The organism is Nitrospinota bacterium (assembly GCA_027619975.1).
In the GTDB taxonomy this organism is placed as follows: Bacteria; Nitrospinota; Nitrospinia; order Nitrospinales; family VA-1; genus JADFGI01.
The window spans coordinates 21,812-41,372 of record JAQCGX010000030.1 but is presented as its reverse complement, the minus strand read 5'-3'; the positions used below and the strand labels follow the sequence as shown (position 1 = coordinate 41,372).

Sequence of the window (19,561 nt, the reverse complement as noted above, 5' to 3'; positions counted from 1 at the left end):
AAGGGCAGGTCGCCTGTTCCACTAAAACAAAGCCATCTCCTTAAGTTGACGATTAGGAGCATTTAGTCAATTTTTAGAGATACCCTTAAATTAAACCTACCAATCTAATCAGCTAAGTTGCCAACTTTTGTTTAAAATTCTTAATCCAATAAAAAAAAGCCGCTTCTCTTGTGAGAAACGGCTTTTCTATTATGGCTCCGGTGACAGGATTCGAACCTGTAACAACTCGATTAACAGTCGAGTGCGCTACCGTTGCGCCACACCGGAATAAGTTGTGGTCTGTATTTATTGTCCTTTAGGCCCTGCTGACGGGATCAGCGTTGACTCTATTTTCCGCTCAACAACAGATTATCGCTGTCCCTCGATCGTAACGCAAGAGCACAGGACATTAAAATCCGAAATTTATCAAAGGGCTGAAAATTAATCCATTTGCGCCCCATTGTCAAGCGGTTTTGGCCCTCTAGTTTACAACATTTCGCTCCGCCCTTCCAGTGACTTCATCAAAGTCACGGTATCGGCGTATTCAATATCCGATCCGATGGGCAGGCCGCGGGCAATCCGCGTCACTTTGACCGCAAACGGCTTCAGCACTTTGGAAATATAAACCGCGGTGGACTCCCCTTCCATATCCGGATTGGTGGCGAGAATCACTTCCGTCACGTTGCCCTTCGCCACTTTCGCTTTCAGGTCATCGATGGTCAACTCCGACGGCCCGACGCCATCCAGCGGTGAGACCACTCCCATCAGCACGTGGTAAACGCCTTTAAAATGCCCGACGCTCTCAATGACATAGACGTCATACGGTTCTTCCACCACGCAGATTTGCGTCTGGTCGCGGCCAGGGTCCCGGCAGATGTCGCAGGGTTCTTTTTCGGTGATGCCGTGGCACTGGCCGCACAAGATGATCTTCTCTTTAATATTCTGAATTGCCTGGGACAGTTTTACCGCCCGTTCCTTGGGGCCGCGCATCAGGAAAAAAGAAAGCCGCTCGGCGGTCTTTTGACCGATCCCCGGTAATCTCTTTAACTCATCGACCAGGTCTGTGACCGCTTCAGGTCTTTTCACGTGATTGACAACATTAGTTTAAGCCATTGATGAATTGCAAGTGAAGGAATGGGCATCTCCTAGGTCCCTGGAAACAGGCCGGGAATTTTGATCCCGCCTGTCAGTCGGGTCATTTCCTCCTGGGCCAGGTCCTTGACCTTTTTATGGACCTCGTTCATCCCGGCAAGAATCAGATCCTCGAGCACTTCCCGGTCCTGCATATTGATGAGTTCATCATCGATGTGAACGGATAAAACCTGATGAATGCCATTGGCGGTAATTTTCACCATGCCGCCGCCGGTGGACACTTCAACCGTTTTACTGGCCAGGTCTTTCTGGATATCGGCCATTTTCGATTGCAGTTCTTTGGCCTGTTTAAACATCGAAACCAGACTACTCATGTTATTTACCTGTCTAATTTAATTTGGGCCTGTCAGCCCGTGACCACGCCGCCAAAAATCTCAAGGGCTTCCCTGATAATTTCGGATTCTGCGATTTGACGCTTACCATTATAGTCGATCGGAGTTTTTTTTTCCGCCTCATTGTTGGCGGCCGCTTTGCCAGACCCGCTCTGTCCCTGCGTTTTGAACGAAAGCCTGACGTTGACCGTCCGGTGGCACACGGCCTGCACACTGTCCTGAATGACTTTCAGGTTCTCCTCTTTTTCGATCAACTCCTTGGTGTAGGAGTCGGCAACGCTGAGATGGATCGCTGAGTCCGTGAGTTCGACGAAATCGCAGACCATGAAATAATGGCCAAAAGACGCTTTTCGCTTCACAATTTCCCGCTGGATTTTCTCCCAGGACTCTGAAGCCCCTCTGTCCTCTCGATTTTCAAGGGAAATGGAAGACTCCGGCGGTTTAGATGTTTCCGTCTGTTCCGGGGGTTCAATCCGGCTCTGCTCTTTTTTGGGTTGCGGCGCAATCGCCCGGCTGGGTTCGTCGGCAACCTCGCCCACGGTTTTATTGATGGTATCGATCAAGGCGTCGATCTTTTGAAACGGGCGGATGTCCGTCAAACGCAGGACCGCCATTTCAAACACCGCCCGCGTCTGCGAACTGCGTTTCATTTCCGTTTCCGTCCTGGACAGGACGGTGAACATCTGTTGCCATTGGTCGGAATCCAGTTGCCGGGCTTGCCGGGCCAGCACCGCGAGATCGCAGGTCTGAGCATCGAGAATCGTTTCTGGATTCTTTGCAATTTGAAATATCAGCAGATTGCGAATGGTTTCCAGCAGATCGCGGCAAAAATAGTTGAGATCCTTGCCGGCATTGGCGATTTCCTGCACCTGCTCGATGAGTGCCGCCGCATCACGGGCGATCAGGTGGTCCACAAAAGTTTCGAGCGCGCTTTGCCCGACAATGCCGAGAACGGATTCGACCGACCCCTGCGTCACTTGCTTGCCGCTGAAGGCAATCACCTGATCGAGCAGACTCTGGGCGTCACGCATGCTACCGGCCCCGGTTTTCGCGATCTCGTCCAGACTCTTCGGGTCGATTTCGATGCCATCGTGTTTGCCGATCAACGCCAACTGCTGGACAATCTGTTTGTGCGACAGGGGTTTGAACTCGAAACATTGACAACGGGACAGGATGGTCTCTGGAATCTTGATCAATTCCGTGGTGGCAAAAATAAAAATGACTCGGGGCGGCGGTTCCTCCAGCGTTTTTAAGAGCGCGTTGAAGGCGCTTTTAGAAAGCATGTGCACTTCGTCAATGATATAGACTTTGTACTTGCAGGAGGAAGCTGAGTATTGGATGTTTTCTACAAGGTCGCGGACTTCCCCGACTCCGTTGTTCGAGGCTCCGTCGATTTCCTGCACATCGAGGCTGGTTCCCTGCTTGATCTCGATGCAGTTCGGGCAGACATCGCAGGGCTCACTGCCCTTCGGGTTCTGGCAGTTTAACGCCTTGGCAAGAATTCGGGCCGAAGTGGTTTTGCCAACACCACGGGTTCCCGAAAACAAATACGCGTGCGATACCCGATTGAGTTCAATGGCATTGGTCAGGGTGCGGACGATGTGCTCCTGCCCGATCAGTTCACTGAATGTCTGGGGACGCCATTTGCGTGCGGAAACCTGGAATTCCATAAAATCATCCTGGAGGATGGCAACGAACCATCAGAAACGGTGGGAAACCTGGCAAATAAGGTGGATTCAAAAAATGATGCTTTTGGGCTTTTGAAATCGCCCACCCCCTATTTTAAGGGGTCATAGCCCAAGTTAAAATTTTCAAGACGCCCTGAAAATTAGAAGGCAGAATTGTTGGGGAACTCACAGCACACAAGGAAAAGTGCTACCGCTGCTTCCTTCCGGACCTGACGGGGTTCGCATAACCTTATTGCGTGAGGCCCAACAAAACTGCCCATTTTCTTTAAATATCAACGGAGAGGGAGGGATTCGAACCCTCGGTAGGGGATTAGCCTACACACGCTTTCCAAGCGTGCGCCTTCAACCGCTCGGCCACCTCTCCTTAAATAATTTCTGCTGTGAATAGTGAATGGTTCCAAGGCCTCATAGGGTCCAGCGTAACGCTGAAGGAGAGGGTGGGATTCGAACCCACGGTCCCCTTTAAAGAGGACAATTGATTTCGAGTCAATCGCCTTCGACCACTCGGCCACCTCTCCTAAAGGGTCTCAATCCATTCACTACCAACAACGCTTCCCGGCAATGAAGCCAGAAAAATAAGAATGCGCCCAGGAGGACTCGAACCTCCGACCTACGGTTCCGCAAACCGTCGCTCTATCCAACTGAGCCATGGGCGCATGCTAAATCTGAATCAGGGGAGACATCAACCAACGCTTCCCTCCGATCTAATAATTTATCCAGTGTTTGTCAGGATATATCCACAGGGATGTGATCCTTCAATTCCAGCGCATACACGTCGTGTTCAAAGGCGTACATTGTCGGATATCTAGCGAAGGTCCAACCTTTGTATAGAATTTTTCCGTTTTCTTCAACCGTAAGTTGCACAGCGGGGTTGATCACCTGATTATTCATGGAAGTATACGTTCCCTGATCCATGACGAAGTTGGGTAAAAAAGGGCCGACCGTGACTTTGATTCCGGAATCCGCCACCACGAAACTCGATCCGATCTCCGCAGTTTTGAGCTCGTTTTTCCCTTCGTCGGCCTTGTTGCGGACCAAAATTTTCACCGCTTTCCACTTACCTTCAACATCTTTAGGAATGTAGACCTGCCGCTCCAGCTTTTCCGTTTCCTCAACATCAGGATGATCCTTGACCTCTCCGCCGGAACCTTCTGGCCTTTGCGTCTCTTGAAGAAGCTCGTTCGTTGAGCTGTCAGTCAGGGTGAGCCCCGGAGCCGCGTCCATCGGTTTCTGAGGTTCTTTATCGTCTGTTTTTGTACAAGCGGTAACAAACACGCCGAATAGTATCAACGAAACGGCAAAGAAACGAAAAACAATTTTAAAGCCAATGGATGATTTGGACATCGCCCTTTCACTCATAACAAGTTGCCAACATTTTACAAAGAAATCTCAAAAATATTATGGCGGAGAGGGAGGGATTCGAACCCTCGGTAGGGGATTAGCCTACACACACTTAGCAGGCGTGCGCCTTCAGCCAACTCGGCCACCTCTCCTTAAATAAATACATACCAACGAACCCTTTGAAGAGCAACCCTCAAGTGATTGATTGGTAAGGACTTATTAATAAAATAATTGGCGGAGGGAGTAGGATTCGAACCCACGGAACTTTCGTTCAACGGTTTTCAAGACCGCCGCCTTAAACCACTCGGCCATCCCTCCTCTAGGATGTGCTAATAATTATCCAGTTCACTATAAATGTCAAGCAGGGTGTTTTCCATTCTTGTTTCTGCTTTGCGATTCAGTGGCAGGATTTATCTTTTTTCGACGATTATTCCTGCTCCTTACGAAGTATTTCCCTGCCATGCATATAGGGCTGAAGAACCTCCGGGATGACGATGGAACCGTCCTCCTGTTGAAAGTTTTCGAGCACCGCCACAAACAACCGCCCTGCCGCCAGACCGGACCCGTTCAAGGTGTGAACAAATTCCGGTTTTTCCCCTTCGCCGCGTTTAAAGCGAATGCTGGCCCGTCGGGCCTGGTAATCGGTGAAATTACTGCAGGAAGAAATTTCCCTGAATGTGTTTTGACTGGGAACCCAGACTTCCAGGTCATAGGTTTTCGCCGCCGAAAACCCCAAGTCGCCGGCACACAATACCACCACTCGATAATGCAGGTTCAACTTTTTTAAAATGGATTCCGCATTTCCTACCAGGGATTCCAGTTCCTGGTACGACCGTTCCGGCTGCACAAACTTGACCATCTCCACTTTATCGAACTGGTGCTGGCGAATCAATCCCATCGTGTCTTTTCCGTACGATCCCGCTTCCCGCCGAAAACAGGGGGTGCAGGCCGTATAGCAGATGGGCAGGGAGTCGCCCCTCAGCACTTCATCCCGATGATAATTAGTCAATGGCACTTCGGCGGTCGGGATCAGGTAATACGGGTCATCCTTCATTGCGAACAGTTCCTCTTCAAACTTGGGAAGTTGACCTGTCCCCTGCATGCTCTCCTGGTTCACCAGAAACGGCGGATAAAGTTCCTGATAGCCATTCTCTCGAGTTTGCACATCGAGCATGAAACGGATGAGCGCGCGGAGCAACTCAGCTCCTGCGCCTTTGTAAACGACAAAACGCGATCCGGCAATCTTTGCCGCTCGTTTGAAATCCAGCAGGTCCTGCTTTTCGCCCAGTTCCACATGGGTTTTGGGAGTGAAAGAAAATTCCGGTTTTGTTCCCCATTCCCGTACCGGCTGATTTGCCGATTCATCGGCTCCATCCGGGGTGGAGTCGTCTGGAAGGTTGGGAATACTGAGCAGGGTGGCTAAAATTTCCGCTTCACAATTGCGGGTTTTATCATCCAGCTCTTTGATGGAAGCGTTGATGATTTTGACTTCCTGCATTTCCTGAGCCGCGTCTTTCCCTTGTTGCTTGAGCTTTCCCACCTCGGCTGAGAGTCTCTTTTTCTTATTTTTCAACGCTTCGGATTCGGTCAGACAGCGCCGCCGTTCTTCCTCCGGTCGCATAAGGTCTTGCAACGCTTGAGAAGTCCCCGGACTCCGGCGTTCCAGACGGGTCTTCACGGCTTCCATATTTTCTTTGATCGTTTTTATATCCAGCATTATTTCTTCTTTTTTATACTTTTATTTTTTTTCATTCTTTCCTCAAGACCTTCCATCTTGGTCTTGAGAATGGCGGGGTACGGGTAATTTTCTCCCAGAAGTTTGAATCGCTTGAATGCCTCCTCCAGGTGTCCCTCTTCCTCCAGACAGGAAGCCTGGATGAAATCCACCTCAGCCTTGAACTTGCTGGTGGGGTATTTCCCCATGAAACTGTCGTATTGCTCACGAACTTGAGAAAATCTCTGCAAAGTAAATAAAGTTTCGATCACTTTGAACTGAGACTCTTCGGCCCGTCGGGAATCGGGATATTTATCCAGCAGGACTTCCCATTCAGCCAGAGCCTGCTCATAATTCTGCATTTTGAAATATACCGAAGCGATGCGGTATTGATGATCGCCTTTTTCTTCTTTTTCATCATAACGATTGATCAGGTGTTGATACTCGATGATCGCCTGCTCGTAGTCCCTGAAAGTAAACTCAACAATTTCCGCTATATATTTTTGCGCGTCATGAGCAAAAGATCCCTTTTTGTTTAATTGCAAAAGCTCCTGAAAATACATGATCGCCTGCGAGCTGTTGCCCAGACTGAAGTGAGAAATTTCTCCCAGACGAAACAGAGCCTCTTCCGCCGGCGGACCGGACGGGTTTTTTTTCAGCACCGACTTGAACAGTTCAACGGCCTGTTGGTTACGGCCTTCGACCCATTCATTGTGAGCCTGCTGGATCAGAGGATCTGGCCCATCATTACCACAGCCCGACAGAAGGTAACAAAAACATAAGCCAACCAGAGAAATAAAAAGTCTACGAGAAAGCAGGCGGAAAAAGTGAGGGGGCGGCGCAGAAGAGGCTTCGGCTCGTAGAAATGGAAACGGGCTATGAACCCTCGATACTGGATTGAAGTGCATTGCTCCGGGTGCCTTTGTCATTCGGGGCGACTCGAGATCACTCGATCAGCTTTTCGACGCTGACCACCCGGTTGTCCTGCCCCAGGCCCACCAGCCGGACCCCTTGAGTATTGCGGCCGATCACGGAAATTTCTGTGACTTTGAGACGGACAATATTGCCCCCGGACGTGATGAGCAACAACTCTTCGCTGTCTGTTACCTGATGAATGGCAATGACGGAGCCGGTCTTGTCGTTACAACGGATGGTCATGACCCCATACCCGCCACGGCCCTGGATGGAATATTCTTCCAAATTAGTTCTTTTCCCATAACCTTTGTCGGTGACGGTGAGGAGCATGTTGCCGGGTTCCACGATCTCGGCGCCGACTACCCGGTCATCCTGGCGAAGCTTGATGCCGCGCACCCCTCGGCCGGTGCGTCCGATAGTCCTAATTTCACTGGCCTTGAAGCGGATGGAGTACCCGGCATGCGTGGCCAGTAATATTTCCTTTTCGTCCTCACACAATTCTGCGGCGATCACCCGGTCGCCCTCATCCAGCGTCAGACCGATAATCCCACCCTGCCGGGGTTTGCTATAGCCCATCAGCGAAGATTTTTTCACGATCCCGTTTGCCGTCACCACAACCACGGATTTATTCTCTTCAAATTCGCGGACGGAAAGGATACTGGAGATGGTTTCTCCGGCTTGCAGTTGCAGTAAATTGGCCACCGATTTGCCTTTGGCGATACGGCTGACTTCTGGAATCCGGTAAACTTTGAGCAGATGCACTTTACCAATACTGGTGAATATCAACAGCGAGCTCAAGGTCGAGGCGATGAACAGTTTTTCAACCACATCTTCTTCTCTCAAGTCCATCCCCTTGATGCCCTTGCCTCCACGATGCTGGGCGCTGTAGTTGTCGGTGCCTTGCCGCTTGATATACCCGCCACGGGAATACACGACAACCACATCCTCATCGGCGATCATGTCTTCTATATCGATGTCATAATCTTCCGATTCCATGATCTCGGTGCGCCGGTCATCGCCGTATTTGTCTCGAATCTCGGTGAGTTCCGCGCAGATGATATTCAACTTCACTTGTTCGTGGGCGAGAATATTTTCCAGCCTGATAATTTCCTGTTTAATGGCTTCCAATTCATCGATGATTTTTTGGCGTTCCAGTCCGGTCAACCGATGCAGACGCATATCGAGAATGGCTTTGGCCTGTATTTCCGATAAGCCAAAGCGGGCCATCAACTCAGTTTTTGCGACCGCAGGATTTTCCGATTCACGAATCACGCGCACCACTTCATCGAGATTGTCGATGGCGATTTTCAAGCCTTCAAAGATATGCTCGCGTTCCCTGGCTTTATTCAAGTCAAACTGGGTCCGGCGGGTGATCACTTCCTTGCGGAAAAGAATGAAGTTCCGCAAAATCTCCTTGAGGTTCAACACCTTGGGCTGCTGGTTGACCAGAGCCAGCAGGATGATGCCAAACGTTTCCTGCAACTGGGTGTTTTTATAAAGCGTGTTCACAACAACCTGGGAGATCGCTCCCCGCTTGAGTTCCAGCACCACGCGGATGCCGTCGCGGTCCGACTCGTCTCTGAGATCAGAAATTCCTTCCAGGCGCTTGTCGCGAACCAGTTCAGCTATTTTTTCAACCAGCTTCGCCTTGTTGACCTGAAAAGGCAGCTCGTTGATAATAACGCGTTCACGATCCCCCTTCTCCATCGGTTCGACTGCAACCCGCCCACGAACCTTGATGAGCCCTCGCCCTGTGCGATAGGCGGAACGGATGCCCTGGGTTCCATAAATAAAACCACGGGTTGGAAAATCAGGACCCGGAACAATAGCGATGAGTTCTTCGATCGAACAATCCGGATTGGCAATGAGGTGAATGGTGGCGTCGATAATTTCCCGAAGATTGTGCGGAGGAATGTTGGTGGCCATGCCGACTGCAATGCCGGACGATCCATTCACCAAAAGGTGCGGAAAACTGGCAGGAAGAACTGTGGGTTCTAACAGAGACTCGTCATAATTGGGGTCGAAGCGGACGGTATCTTTTTCGAGATCGCGCAAAAGTTCCTGCGTCACCTCGGCCATGCGGATTTCCGTGTATCGCATTGCGGCGGCGGAATCGCCGTCTATGGAACCGAAGTTTCCCTGACCATCGACAATCACATAGCGTTGCGAAAATTCCTGGGCCAGGCGCACGATGGTGTCATAAACCGCCGTGTCTCCATGCGGATGATATTTACCCAGAACATCGCCGACGATACGCGCGGATTTTTTATAAGGCCGGTTAAAAACGTTTGACGCTTCATGCATGGCATAAAGCACCCGGCGATGTACCGGCTTGAGTCCGTCCCGAACATCCGGCAGAGCCCGTCCGATGATCACGCTCATGGCGTAATCCATGTATGAACTCTGCATCTCGTCGTCAATATTTATCTGGTCTATCTGTTCCGGCACTGTTTTTCCTTTAAAGGCTCATTATAATAAATCAGGTCCAGCGTGACGCTGAATTAGATATCGATGTTTCTTGCCTGCAAAGCGTGTTTCTGGATGAAATCCCGTCTCTGTTCCACGGCGTCACCCATCAGGGTGGTGAAAAGAAGTTCAGACGCTATCAGGTCATCCGCCTTGACCTGCAGGAGAACTCTTTTTTCAGGGTCCATGGTGGTTTCCCAAAGCTGATCGGGATTCATCTCGCCCAGACCTTTATAACGCTGGATATACATCCCTTTTTTCGCGGTCTCCAGAATAGCATCCATCAGATCGTGCATGGAGTTCGCTTTTGTCGTGTCGCCGTTATGCTTCAGAGTAAAAGGCGGGTGATCTATGGGACGAAGAGGTTCATACACTGCGAGAATTTTTTGCATGATGACCGACTCGATAAAATCCGCATTGAACTTTATATTGAATTCCCGGCCATGACTCAAGCCCTGGATAAAAAACTTGAATAAATCGGTATCGGCGTCATGGTCCAGAAGCAAGCGCACTCCTGTGATCTCCGTGTTCAAATCAATTCTTTCAATTCCGTGCGACGTTTTCGCCGACATCCGGGTTTCATCGTCATGATCCAGCTCGATGAGGTATTTTTTAAGCTGGCTCTCTATATTCCAATTGACGCGTTCCGGGTTTTTAAATTCTATCGGGACGTTCAGGTATTCCTGCTGGTAGTGGAATTTTTCCCTGCATTCCGAGTCGATGAGTTGATCCAACACATTGACCACCGTTTCCACCAAAGCATCCAGACTCTCGAAATTTTTGCGGCTGACATTGAGCTTAACCAAAGCCGACAGGATTCCCGCAGGGATATTATTTTTCACCACCTGATCAAACCGATCCTGATAGCGGGAAAGATTGTTTATGAAACTGACCAGTTCCGGCCCTTGCAACGAACGGTCGTTATCGGCATTTTGAACCTCGAGGTTGTCCGTTCCCTGTTCTACAAGATATTGAAAAAGCATCTTCTCGTTTTTCATGTATTTTTCGGTCTTGCCTTTTTTGAGCTTAAACAGCGGCGGTTGCGCTATATACAGATAACCTTTTTGAATCAACTCCAGCATTTGCCTGAAGAAAAATGTCAACAACAAGGTCCGAATATGCGATCCATCCACGTCCGCGTCCGTCATGATAATGACTTTGTGATAGCGCAGATTTTCTACTTTAAAGTCGGAAATGCCAATCCCTGTTCCGAGAGCGGTGATGAGCGTGCGAATTTCATTGCTGGCCAGCATTTTATCGTAACGGGCTTTTTCCACATTGAGAATTTTACCGCGCAAAGGCAGAATCGCCTGATATTGGCGGTTCCTGCCCTGTTTCGCCGACCCTCCCGCCGAGTCTCCTTCCACCAGATAAAGTTCCGACAATTCCGGACTTTTTTCCGAACAATCGGCCAGCTTACCCGGCAGCGAACTCACCTCCAGCGCGCTTTTCCGACGCACCAGGTCTTTGGCTTTTTTAGCCGCTTCCCGCGCCTGCGCCGCACTGATGGCCTTGGCAGTGATGGCTTTCGCAATCACCGGCTGTTCCTCAAATATCTGCTTCAATTTATCGTTGACCATCTGCTCAACAATACCTTTCACATCCGTATTGCCAAGCTTGCCTTTCGTCTGCCCTTCAAACTGAGGCTCCGGAATTTTAATGCTCAACACAGCGATCAAACCCTCCCGAACATCTTCGCCCGTCAGGCTGGGGTCGGTGGCTTTGATCATATTATTCTGTACCGCATAACTGTTGACCGTCCGGGTCAGGGCGGATCGAAAGCCGCTCAAATGGGTGCCGCCGTCGCGGGTATTGACGTTATTAACAAAACTGAAGATCTCTTCGCTGTAGCCATCGTTGTATTGCATGGCCAGTTGCAGGTCGCAATCTTCTTTTTCTTTCTCGATCCAGATGGGATCAGGATGCAATACTTTTTTATTCTGACTCAGATGATCGACAAAGGACACGATTCCGCCTTCATAGAAAAATTCACTGTCCTTGCCATCCCGCTCATCATGCAAATGAATTTTCAGACCTTTATTGAGAAAGGAAAGTTCACGCAAGCGGTTAGCCAGAATTTCAAAACTCAGCGTCACTTCTTCAAAAATGGTCGGGTCCGGCTGGAAGTCTATTCGAGTCCCTGTGGCATTGGTTTTCCCTACAATCTCCAGAGGGGTGATGGGTTTGCCTATCTCATATTTTTGCGAGTAAATGGCCCCGTCCCGTTTGATTTCGAGATGCAAACTCTCGGACAGGGCATTGACCACCGACACGCCGACTCCATGCAACCCGGCGGAAACCTTATATGAATCTTTATCGAATTTACCGCCGGCATGCAGCACCGTCATCACCACTTCCGCCGCAGATATATTACGGTCGGAATGAAGATCTACAGGAATGCCACGGCCATTATCGATAACGGTCATGCTGTTATCCAGATGGATAATGACCTCGATTTCCGTACAGTGACCGGCAATGGATTCATCGACGCTGTTATCCACCAGTTCGAAAACGAGGTGATGCAGTCCCGCCGTTCCGGTGCCACCAATGTACATGGCAGGTCGTTTGCGGACGGCTTCTAATCCTTCAAGGATTTTTATATTTGTGGAATCGTAGATCGGTTGTTGCTCTGGTTTCATATTACAAAAGACAAAGAAAAAATAAGAGTAAGTAACTAGATGAAGTAATAGGGGCTGTTAGTATGTGGAAAACCCACTTAACTCCATATATATTAGTGTTTTAAGTGAAGAATAAGATGTTATCAATTTTGCTGTTATTCAGGTGTGGGGGAGGATAAGTTTACTGAGGCTCCAGTATACCGTATTTTTGCGGGATTACTCACATTTTTTATTCACTTTTTATACACTTTACTCACTTTCAATCTTTTCGGTAATGTCTTGTATATTCTTGGCTAACTGGTTATTTTCCAGAACGCTCTTGGTAATTTTTTTGTGGGAGAAAATAACCGTGGTGTGGTCTTTTCCGCCAAACTGTTTGCCGATATCCGGGAGAGAGCATTTGGTATATTCACGACACAGATACATCGCAATTTGGCGGGGAAAAGAAATTTCCCGGGTCCGTTTTTTGGACTTCAAATCCGCAACCTTGAGATTGAAATAGGCCGCCACGATTTTCATGATATTTGGAACGGTGAAGTTTTTGGTTTTATCGTAGGAAAATTCCTTCAAGATTTCTTTTGCCAGGTCCAGGGAAATTTCCCGGTGCGTGAACGAGGCATAGGCGATGATTCGAAGGAGCAGTCCTTCCAGTTCCCTTATATTAGATTTGATGTTGCTGGCGATGAACATGGCGACATCCTGGGGAATAACTTTTTTGTGGATATCGGCTTTTTTGTACAGAATAGCGACCTTGGTTTCCACATCCGGGTGGTTGATATCCGCGACAACACCGGAATCAAAGCGCGAGCGCAGACGTTCTTCAATGTTTTGCATATCCTTCGGATACCGGTCACTGGAGATGACGATCTGCTTGTGAGATTCGTACAAGGTGTTAAAGGTATAGAAGAACTCTTCCTGGGTTCGGTCCTTACCTGCCAGGAATTGGATATCGTCTATCAGCAATACGTCAAGAGGACGATAGCGTTTTCGAAATGCCGGCATCTCGTCCCTTTTCAGAGACTCGATCAAATCCACCGTAAACGTTTCTGCTGACAGGTATCGGACTCTGGCGTTGGGATCATTTTCCAGAATCTGGTGACCGATGGCATGCATAAGATGAGTTTTTCCCAGACCGACCGCTCCGTAAATAAATAGCGGGTTGTAGGCCATCGCCGGATTATTGCCCACTGCCAGCGCTGCGGCATGGGCGAATTGATTGCTGGACCCAACGACAAAATTAGAAAATTTATATTTGGGATTTAATGAAGATTCTATCCTGAGGTCCCAGATATCATTACTCGGGGCGGGTATGATTTGCTCGGTTTTGTTGTTATTAGTAAGCGCGTTCTGCGCCTGATTGTTGCCTCGCGGTTCACTGTCGACGAAGAAGTCCACCCGAGTTCTCTTTTTCAAAAGAGATTCAAGAGTGGACTCGATCAAATCCTGATAATTTTCCTGCAGACACTTTTTATAAAAATTATTGGGAACGGCAATCGTGAGCGATTCGTTATGTAAAGCGTAAGGATAAGTGGAAGCGAACCAGGCGGTGTAGTTCTCCGGCAGTATTTGTTCTTCGATTTCCTTCAAACACTGTTGCCAAAGAATGTCCTTCGAATTCATAAATTCCTAGTGGGCAGAAATTTGTAAGATTATTTTGGAGGGAAAGAAGTGGGTAATATATAAAACCAATTTTCTAAAATCAACTGGAAAAACAAAAGTAAAATGAATTGTTAGCTAACCCTTAAGTTAACAGAAGTATTTTGTTGAAAAAAAAATTAAAAACGGCTGCAAAAAAATTTCCTTCTTCCTTTGAGTTTCTTATTTTAACGTCTGCCTAACTTTTTTTTGCCCAATCTTTGTTTGTTTAAAAAGGTTTACGGGCTTGCCACCTTACTCTTTCTGGTAATAAGTGAGAGGGAGAAAAGGCAGGCCCCACGCGGAAATCTGCGGCGATAAAAATAGGATTTTTTTGCTCAAAATGGCGGATAGAGCTAAAATTGTTTTAGATGAAAATAGTATTTAACTCGACTCTCCCTCCCCTCAAGTAAACTCCACGCTATAAACCATTCAGCCAGTGATACAGCGGACTCAATTCTTTATATTGTTTAAGGCAGTAATCCACCGCTTGTTCCGTGGACAGCTGGCTTGCAACCGGTGCTTCGATAAACGCATATAGGTTTTTGTGTCTGAGCAGATCTTCACGCGGATGGTCTTTTTCAAAGCCTTGGGGAACCCGCCTGTAATGAGGTTCGTTGATCCAGAATCCGTTTTGCCTGAATCTATCCAGGATTTTTGCTAACTGCGGTCCCTGTTTTACATCGGCGACGGATTTTCGATACCTTTCCAGCATCCGGTGGTCGTTTATTTCATAAACCCCGGTGCCGAGAGCCAGTGTGCCGGGTTGCAATCTGAAAAAGTACATGGCCGAGGAGCAACCCTTTTTACCCTTTTTGTCAGCTGACGCAAAGGCTATTTTGATCATCGGGTTGTAGGGTGTTTTGTCCTTGCTGAAGCGTATATCGCGATGGATGCGAAAAATCTTGCCTCTCACCGGGCCGCCGATCAACGCTTGCATTTTGTCGGTCATGACCGCTACAAATTCTTTGGTCGGCGCTTCCAGCGATTCCTGGTAGCGGGTTTTGTTTTGCTGGAACCATTCCTTATTATTGTTTTTTTCAAGTTCCGCCAGGAATTTTATTCCTGCTTTGGGAAATCCGTGAAAAGGTTTCATTTTTACCCCGGAAACACGTGCGGCGGCGGGTCGCGAGGGTCAACGAGTTTTTTGTGCAGAAACTTTTCCTCGGTGGGGCCCGGCGGCTGGGATTTCCTTATATAGATTTTCGCCAGTGGATCTTCATAAAACTTGAGCCATTCGGTTTTATTTTCCATAAAATTCCGATTGGGGTCCGATTTGCGTATGACAACAAGATCGGTCGGGAAATCTTTCAGCAAGCCGTCTCCTTCCGGCTGGCCGGCGGTGAAGGCCATGTGTTGTCGCAGGATTTTGTCCGGGTAGACGGTACGGAACCTGCCGTCGACGGAAACCCTGGACTCGGGCAGTTTCCAGATAAAATATTCGCCCCAGTCGAAGGGGACGAGAGCATTGCCGTTGATTCCGTTTGCCAGCAGAAACTGTGCGGCGTAGGTGGGGTAGCGCCCCGGTTCCACCAGAATTTTGAAGTCACTGGTCTGGTACTTGCTGAGCCCGACAAATAAATGCCCCACGGTTAATATAACGATTGCTGATTTCAACACCATGCTTACCTGAGTTGACAGGCCGTCCAGGGTTTCCTGGATGTGAAAGCGTCTCGAGAATTCTGCCATCTTGAGCGGCAGGTAGGGGATCATGACGATTGCCGCGAGCACGGTGTGGCGCTGGTGTTTGAAACCGTAAATGATTGCCAGACCGATGATGAGAACTTCCCACAGGCGTTTACGCCCTGGAACAAACAACGAGGCCACAAACAGGGCTGTCAGGATTTTGAACTCCAGAAACCCGGTGCCCGACAGGGGGACCGGGTTCCATTCGCCAATGTCGCGCGGCACGGAGAGTGACTCGAAAAAAAATACCCATAGTTTGTAACCTTCGGGGTTGACCAGAAGAGCCAGGCAGGAGAGGGTAAAATAACCCAATAAAATCCTGCCGTGTTTTTCTCCGGTATAGAGGCAACGCCCTCCCTCCACTGCGGCCACCGCACCGAAGATGCCTATTCCCGCCACCACGCCACCATGACAATTCGCCCAAACGAGCATTAAAAGCGGGGACCAGGCCAGGGCCTTTAAATTGCCGTCAAAAAATTGTTGCAACTGCACGACAAGCAGGGTTAGAAAGAGAAACGTTAAGAGGTGAGGGCGGGTCATGAACCCGGGAGCTATCACGGTGACCAGAAGAAAGAAAATGAGCAGGTAAATGTACGCGTTATTTTCTTTGGCAAAATACAGTGAGGAGAGCAGATGAATAATGAATAGTCCCAGTGCCAGCTTGAAAACCAGAAGACCTGTGGAACCCAGCGCCGCATAAATCAGATAATAAAAAATTTCTGCCAGCCATTCGTGATTGACCCAGGGCAGGCCCTCGGCTGTATAGGAGTATGGGTCCGTGGACGGTAATGAATTTTGCATCCAGGCCGCTTCCCCGAATTTGAGATGTCCCCAGAGATCTGTATCGGCGGAGATCAGGGAAAATTGATTGAATGCGTATGCCAATATCAGGACTTTGAAGAGCAGGGCGTATATTCGGTTTGCGGGTTGGGTCATAATTTAAAAGGACGGGTGAACTCAGGATTCTGTTATATTTTTGTTGGGTTCCTATTTATCGGGAACAATGAGATAATAGCAAATTGTTGAACCAGCGGAAACCTCAAGTCAATTTACCTATGCGAATCATCGTCTGCGTCAAACAAGTCATCGACACCGCCGCCAAAATCAGCATCAAGGAAGGCCAGATTGATGCGACCGGCAGCCCCAGGGTGATGAACCCCTACGATGAGTTTGCGGTGGAGGAAGCGCTCCGCATCAAGGCCAACAAGCCTGATTCGGAAATCACCCTGATCAGCCTGGGGCCGGAGAGTTTTAAAGAAGTTTTGAAAACCGGGCTGGCGATGGGGGCGGACAAAGCCATTCACTTGAGCGATGCCGCGTTTGACAACCTCGATAACCTGGCGGTGGCCGAGGCGCTGGCACAAGGCATTTCCACGCTCGCATTCGATTTGATCCTTTGCGGGCGGCAAGCCGTCGATGACGATATGGCCGAGGTCGGACCGGCGCTTGCGGTTTTACTGGATATTCCCTTTGCCTCCGTCGTCACTCAGTTGACGTTCTCTGACGATTATAAACAGGCTCAAGTTACGAGGCAGATAGAAGGCGGCTCCGAGTGCCTGGAATCTTCTCTGCCGCTTTTATTGACTTGCCAAAAAGGGCTTAATGAACCGCGCCTGCCTTCGCTCAAGGGAATCATGGCCGCCAAGAAAAAGGTGATTCAGGTGCTGGATGCTAAAAGTATCGGATTCGACCCCGAAATTTCGGGTGCGCCGAGAGTCCGGCAAATGGATTTCTCCCTGCCGGCTGCGAGAAAGAAAGGCCGGATACTCGATGGGCCTTTGCCAGAGTCGTTGCCTCAACTGGTGCGCCTGCTGCGCGAAGAAGAAAAAGTGATATGAAATTTATTGGAGTGACCCTTTAACCCCTCACCCCTCCTGACGACTATGCAAGACGCAACTTCCAATCAAGAAAATTCCGCCTCCTTCTCCTTTATGGATCGGCTCCGGCAATATTTTTATAAATATAAAGCCGGAATCGGGCTGTTCGTTCTCGTCCTGTATGTTCTGCTTTTAGGGTTGGGGACGATCGGTGAAATCTGGGAAGTCGAATGGATTCTGGACCTGCCCCTGTTCCGCCCGCCCGGAAAATACTGATTGCTCCCCGGCGGATATTGCCTGCCCGGTTGTTTCAGCCCTTTATTACTTTCTATTGAACCCGGTTCATTAAATGCGTTATCCTTTTGCCTTCTTTGGTCTGAATGGAGTGAAAATCAGTGACTAGCGGCAACCCAATTTTTGCGATCGTTGAGCAGGTGGAAGGCGCAGTTAAGCCGGTAGCTTTGGAAGTCATCCATGCGGCCAGGCAGTTGGCAGATAAAGCCGGTGGGCAGGTGACCGCCCTCTGTCTTGGGGCCGAGGATGGTGCCAACTTAAATTCTGAAGTCCTGTTTCACTACGGGGCAGACCGGATTCTTGTATTCTGCCATGCCCGGCTGGCCCGTTACACCACATCCGCCTATCTCGCGGCCCTGTTACCGGAGATCCGTGCCCGAAAACCCGAGTTTCTGCTTCTTCCCGCCACCAACCACGGCAAGGAACTGGCGGCGGCCCTCAGCGCCAAATTAAAAACCGGACTGGCGACAGATTGCATTTCCCTCGATCTGGATTCCGCCGGAGGATTGAAGGTGCGTCGTCCCGTCAATGGCGGGAAAGCCATTTCCACCCTGGTCTACGATTCTTCCCGTCCTCAGATAGCCACCCTGCGCGCCAATGTTTTCCGCGCCGATGGACCCGATACCAAACGGTACGGGGACGTTGAAAGGGTGGATGTGCAAATGCAATCCCTTCCCTTTGCGATGCAGTTGAAAGAAATCGTTCGGGAAGCGGGGAAACAACTTGATATTACCGAAGCCCGGATCGTGGTGTCCGGCGGGCTGGGGATGCAAAGTGCCGAAAACTTTAAACTGCTTGATGAATTGGCCGAGGTTTTAGGGGCGGCGGTTGGAGCCAGCCGTCCGGTGGTTGACGATGGCTGGCGGCAATATTCCAATCAGGTTGGGCAAACCGGGCGCACGGTTGCGCCTGATCTTTATATTGCCTGCGGAATCTCCGGCGCCGTCCAGCATCTGGCGGGGATGTCTTCCTCAAAATGTATCGTCGCTATTAATAAAGATCCGCATGCGCCGATCTTTTCGGTTGCCGACTATGGAATCGTTGGCGATGTTCTGGAAGTTCTTCCTCTTTTGACCGCTGAGTTTCGCAAGGTTTTGTAGAAGGACTGTGAGAGGAATTGAGAGCCGATCCTCATATCCCGGGACCAAAATAGCGATTGTAACCTTCCTTTTGACTCTTTATAACTCCCTTTAGCGGTATAAAAATAACTGTGTCCTACCTTAAACAATTACTTGAAGTATTTGCCGATCAACGGCTCCAGCTGCCGTCTTCCGAGTGCTCCGACAAATGGGCCGGGGCTTTGGATACGTTTTTGGGCGAGTGGGCCCGATGGAACGACAAGATCAACCTGACCGCCGAAGGCGATGCCAAAGCGGTCATTGAAAGGCATATTTTTGACTCCCTGCAATACGTGCGGGCAGTGCAGAGTCCTCAGGGCCAGGTCATGGACGTCGGTAGCGGCGCCGGGTTTCCCGGCATCCCCCTGAAAGTTATTTTTCCCGAACTAAAATTTGTTCTGGTTGAAAGCCAGAGGAAGCGCGCCAGCTTTTTACGCAACTGTGTTCGTAAAATGAGCCTGGATAATGTGGAGGTATTGAACCAACGGGCCGAAGATTTGAGCGCCGACTATCTCGACCGATTCGATCTTGTGGTTTTTCGCGGGGTGGGGGACATTCTTTATTGCTCGAAACTGGCAGGCCCTTGTTTAAAAATGGGCGGGCGGGTGGTTATCAAAAAGGAACCGGATGCCAGGCCCCCTGAGTTTACCGAACAATCAGGTTACAAATTTCAGCTGCAGGATGAAATCCCTTTCGAGGGCGGAACCGGGGTTTTGTCCAAGCTGATGCTATTTGCCAAGTGTTCCACGTGAAACCATAGTTTTCAAGGGCATACAGAGCTTCCGGTGTTCCACGTGAAACCAGGG

General features: G+C 49.4%; 15 protein-coding genes, 6 tRNA genes and 1 other RNA gene. 4 read left to right on the top strand and 18 right to left on the bottom strand.

What is annotated here, in order from left to right:
- Nucleotides 1-192: 192 nt before the first annotated feature.
- The 18 genes from O3C58_10960 to O3C58_10875 form a co-directional block, all read right to left on the bottom strand.
- A tRNA-Asn gene (locus O3C58_10960) sits at nucleotides 193-267 on the bottom strand.
- A 198-nt stretch (nucleotides 268-465) separates the two neighbouring features.
- On the bottom strand, nucleotides 466-1,065 hold the full coding sequence (recR, locus tag O3C58_10955; protein ID MDA0692373.1) for a recombination mediator RecR: 600 nt from the start codon (nucleotides 1,063-1,065) through the stop codon (nucleotides 466-468).
- Between the two features lie 59 nt (nucleotides 1,066-1,124).
- Nucleotides 1,125-1,445 carry a YbaB/EbfC family nucleoid-associated protein gene (locus O3C58_10950; protein ID MDA0692372.1) on the bottom strand — a complete coding sequence of 107 codons (321 nt, stop codon included), beginning with the start codon at nucleotides 1,443-1,445 and terminating at the stop codon, nucleotides 1,125-1,127.
- 32 nt (nucleotides 1,446-1,477) lie between these two features.
- Complete coding sequence (dnaX, locus tag O3C58_10945; GenBank protein ID MDA0692371.1) at nucleotides 1,478-3,133, bottom strand: DNA polymerase III subunit gamma/tau; 1,656 nt, start codon at nucleotides 3,131-3,133, stop codon at nucleotides 1,478-1,480.
- A 169-nt stretch (nucleotides 3,134-3,302) separates the two neighbouring features.
- Nucleotides 3,303-3,400, bottom strand: an RNA gene (gene ffs, locus O3C58_10940) — signal recognition particle sRNA small type.
- 27 nt (nucleotides 3,401-3,427) lie between these two features.
- A tRNA-Ser gene (locus tag O3C58_10935) sits at nucleotides 3,428-3,515 on the bottom strand.
- Nucleotides 3,516-3,580: 65 nt separating this feature from the next.
- Nucleotides 3,581-3,669, bottom strand: a tRNA-Ser gene (locus O3C58_10930).
- A 64-nt stretch (nucleotides 3,670-3,733) separates the two neighbouring features.
- A tRNA-Arg gene (locus tag O3C58_10925) sits at nucleotides 3,734-3,807 on the bottom strand.
- 70 nt (nucleotides 3,808-3,877) lie between these two features.
- Nucleotides 3,878-4,510, bottom strand: coding sequence for a DUF2155 domain-containing protein (locus O3C58_10920; protein MDA0692370.1), 633 nt, complete (start codon nucleotides 4,508-4,510; stop codon nucleotides 3,878-3,880).
- A gap of 42 nt (nucleotides 4,511-4,552) precedes the next feature.
- Nucleotides 4,553-4,644 (bottom strand) — tRNA-Ser (locus tag O3C58_10915).
- An 80-nt stretch (nucleotides 4,645-4,724) separates the two neighbouring features.
- Nucleotides 4,725-4,810, bottom strand: a tRNA-Ser gene (locus O3C58_10910).
- A 109-nt stretch (nucleotides 4,811-4,919) separates the two neighbouring features.
- A complete protein-coding gene (serS, locus tag O3C58_10905; protein ID MDA0692369.1) occupies nucleotides 4,920-6,209 on the bottom strand; it encodes a serine--tRNA ligase in 1,290 nt (429 codons plus the stop codon).
- Nucleotides 6,209-7,135, bottom strand: a complete 927-nt coding sequence (locus O3C58_10900) for a tetratricopeptide repeat protein (GenBank protein MDA0692368.1) — start codon at nucleotides 7,133-7,135, stop codon at nucleotides 6,209-6,211. The genes serS and O3C58_10900 overlap by 1 nt, the downstream gene beginning before the upstream one ends.
- A gap of 16 nt (nucleotides 7,136-7,151) precedes the next feature.
- On the bottom strand, nucleotides 7,152-9,569 hold the full coding sequence (gene gyrA / locus O3C58_10895) for a DNA gyrase subunit A (GenBank protein ID MDA0692367.1): 2,418 nt from the start codon (nucleotides 9,567-9,569) through the stop codon (nucleotides 7,152-7,154).
- Nucleotides 9,570-9,622: 53 nt separating this feature from the next.
- Complete coding sequence (gyrB, locus tag O3C58_10890) at nucleotides 9,623-12,226, bottom strand: DNA topoisomerase (ATP-hydrolyzing) subunit B (protein ID MDA0692366.1); 2,604 nt, start codon at nucleotides 12,224-12,226, stop codon at nucleotides 9,623-9,625.
- Between the two features lie 228 nt (nucleotides 12,227-12,454).
- Complete coding sequence (dnaA, locus tag O3C58_10885) at nucleotides 12,455-13,825, bottom strand: chromosomal replication initiator protein DnaA (GenBank protein ID MDA0692365.1); 1,371 nt, start codon at nucleotides 13,823-13,825, stop codon at nucleotides 12,455-12,457.
- A 436-nt stretch (nucleotides 13,826-14,261) separates the two neighbouring features.
- Nucleotides 14,262-14,936, bottom strand: coding sequence for a DUF2461 domain-containing protein (locus tag O3C58_10880; GenBank protein MDA0692364.1), 675 nt, complete (start codon nucleotides 14,934-14,936; stop codon nucleotides 14,262-14,264).
- Nucleotides 14,937-14,938: 2 nt separating this feature from the next.
- Nucleotides 14,939-16,462, bottom strand: a complete 1,524-nt coding sequence (locus tag O3C58_10875) for a hypothetical protein (GenBank protein MDA0692363.1) — start codon at nucleotides 16,460-16,462, stop codon at nucleotides 14,939-14,941.
- A 119-nt stretch (nucleotides 16,463-16,581) separates the two neighbouring features.
- Between O3C58_10875 and O3C58_10870 the strand changes: the two genes are divergently transcribed.
- From O3C58_10870 to rsmG, 4 genes are all read left to right on the top strand, one after another.
- Nucleotides 16,582-17,364 carry an electron transfer flavoprotein subunit beta/FixA family protein gene (locus O3C58_10870; protein ID MDA0692362.1) on the top strand — a complete coding sequence of 261 codons (783 nt, stop codon included), beginning with the start codon at nucleotides 16,582-16,584 and terminating at the stop codon, nucleotides 17,362-17,364.
- 45 nt (nucleotides 17,365-17,409) lie between these two features.
- Nucleotides 17,410-17,619: a hypothetical protein gene (locus O3C58_10865; protein MDA0692361.1), complete on the top strand. Its 210-nt coding sequence runs from the start codon at nucleotides 17,410-17,412 to the stop codon at nucleotides 17,617-17,619.
- Between the two features lie 119 nt (nucleotides 17,620-17,738).
- Complete coding sequence (locus O3C58_10860) at nucleotides 17,739-18,737, top strand: electron transfer flavoprotein subunit alpha/FixB family protein (protein ID MDA0692360.1); 999 nt, start codon at nucleotides 17,739-17,741, stop codon at nucleotides 18,735-18,737.
- A gap of 110 nt (nucleotides 18,738-18,847) precedes the next feature.
- Complete coding sequence (rsmG, locus tag O3C58_10855; GenBank protein ID MDA0692359.1) at nucleotides 18,848-19,507, top strand: 16S rRNA (guanine(527)-N(7))-methyltransferase RsmG; 660 nt, start codon at nucleotides 18,848-18,850, stop codon at nucleotides 19,505-19,507.
- The last annotated feature ends 54 nt before the right edge of the window (nucleotides 19,508-19,561 follow it).

What these genes read in the sequence shown, in the direction of transcription:
- O3C58_10880 (MDA0692364.1), bottom strand. Translation starts at nt 14,936, where the DNA reads ATGAAACCTTTTCACGGATTTCCCAAAGCAGGAATAAAATTCCTGGCG.
- gyrB (MDA0692366.1), bottom strand. Translation starts at nt 12,226, where the DNA reads ATGAAACCAGAGCAACAACCGATCTACGATTCCACAAATATAAAAATC.
- dnaA (MDA0692365.1), bottom strand. Translation starts at nt 13,825, where the DNA reads ATGAATTCGAAGGACATTCTTTGGCAACAGTGTTTGAAGGAAATCGAA.
- O3C58_10875 (MDA0692363.1), bottom strand. Translation starts at nt 16,462, where the DNA reads ATGACCCAACCCGCAAACCGAATATACGCCCTGCTCTTCAAAGTCCTG.
- serS (MDA0692369.1), bottom strand. Translation starts at nt 6,209, where the DNA reads ATGCTGGATATAAAAACGATCAAAGAAAATATGGAAGCCGTGAAGACC.
- O3C58_10865 (MDA0692361.1), top strand. Translation starts at nt 17,410, where the DNA reads ATGCAAGACGCAACTTCCAATCAAGAAAATTCCGCCTCCTTCTCCTTT.
- O3C58_10920 (MDA0692370.1), bottom strand. Translation starts at nt 4,510, where the DNA reads ATGAGTGAAAGGGCGATGTCCAAATCATCCATTGGCTTTAAAATTGTT.
- O3C58_10870 (MDA0692362.1), top strand. Translation starts at nt 16,582, where the DNA reads ATGCGAATCATCGTCTGCGTCAAACAAGTCATCGACACCGCCGCCAAA.
- O3C58_10950 (MDA0692372.1), bottom strand. Translation starts at nt 1,445, where the DNA reads ATGAGTAGTCTGGTTTCGATGTTTAAACAGGCCAAAGAACTGCAATCG.
- O3C58_10900 (MDA0692368.1), bottom strand. Translation starts at nt 7,135, where the DNA reads ATGACAAAGGCACCCGGAGCAATGCACTTCAATCCAGTATCGAGGGTT.
- dnaX (MDA0692371.1), bottom strand. Translation starts at nt 3,133, where the DNA reads ATGGAATTCCAGGTTTCCGCACGCAAATGGCGTCCCCAGACATTCAGT.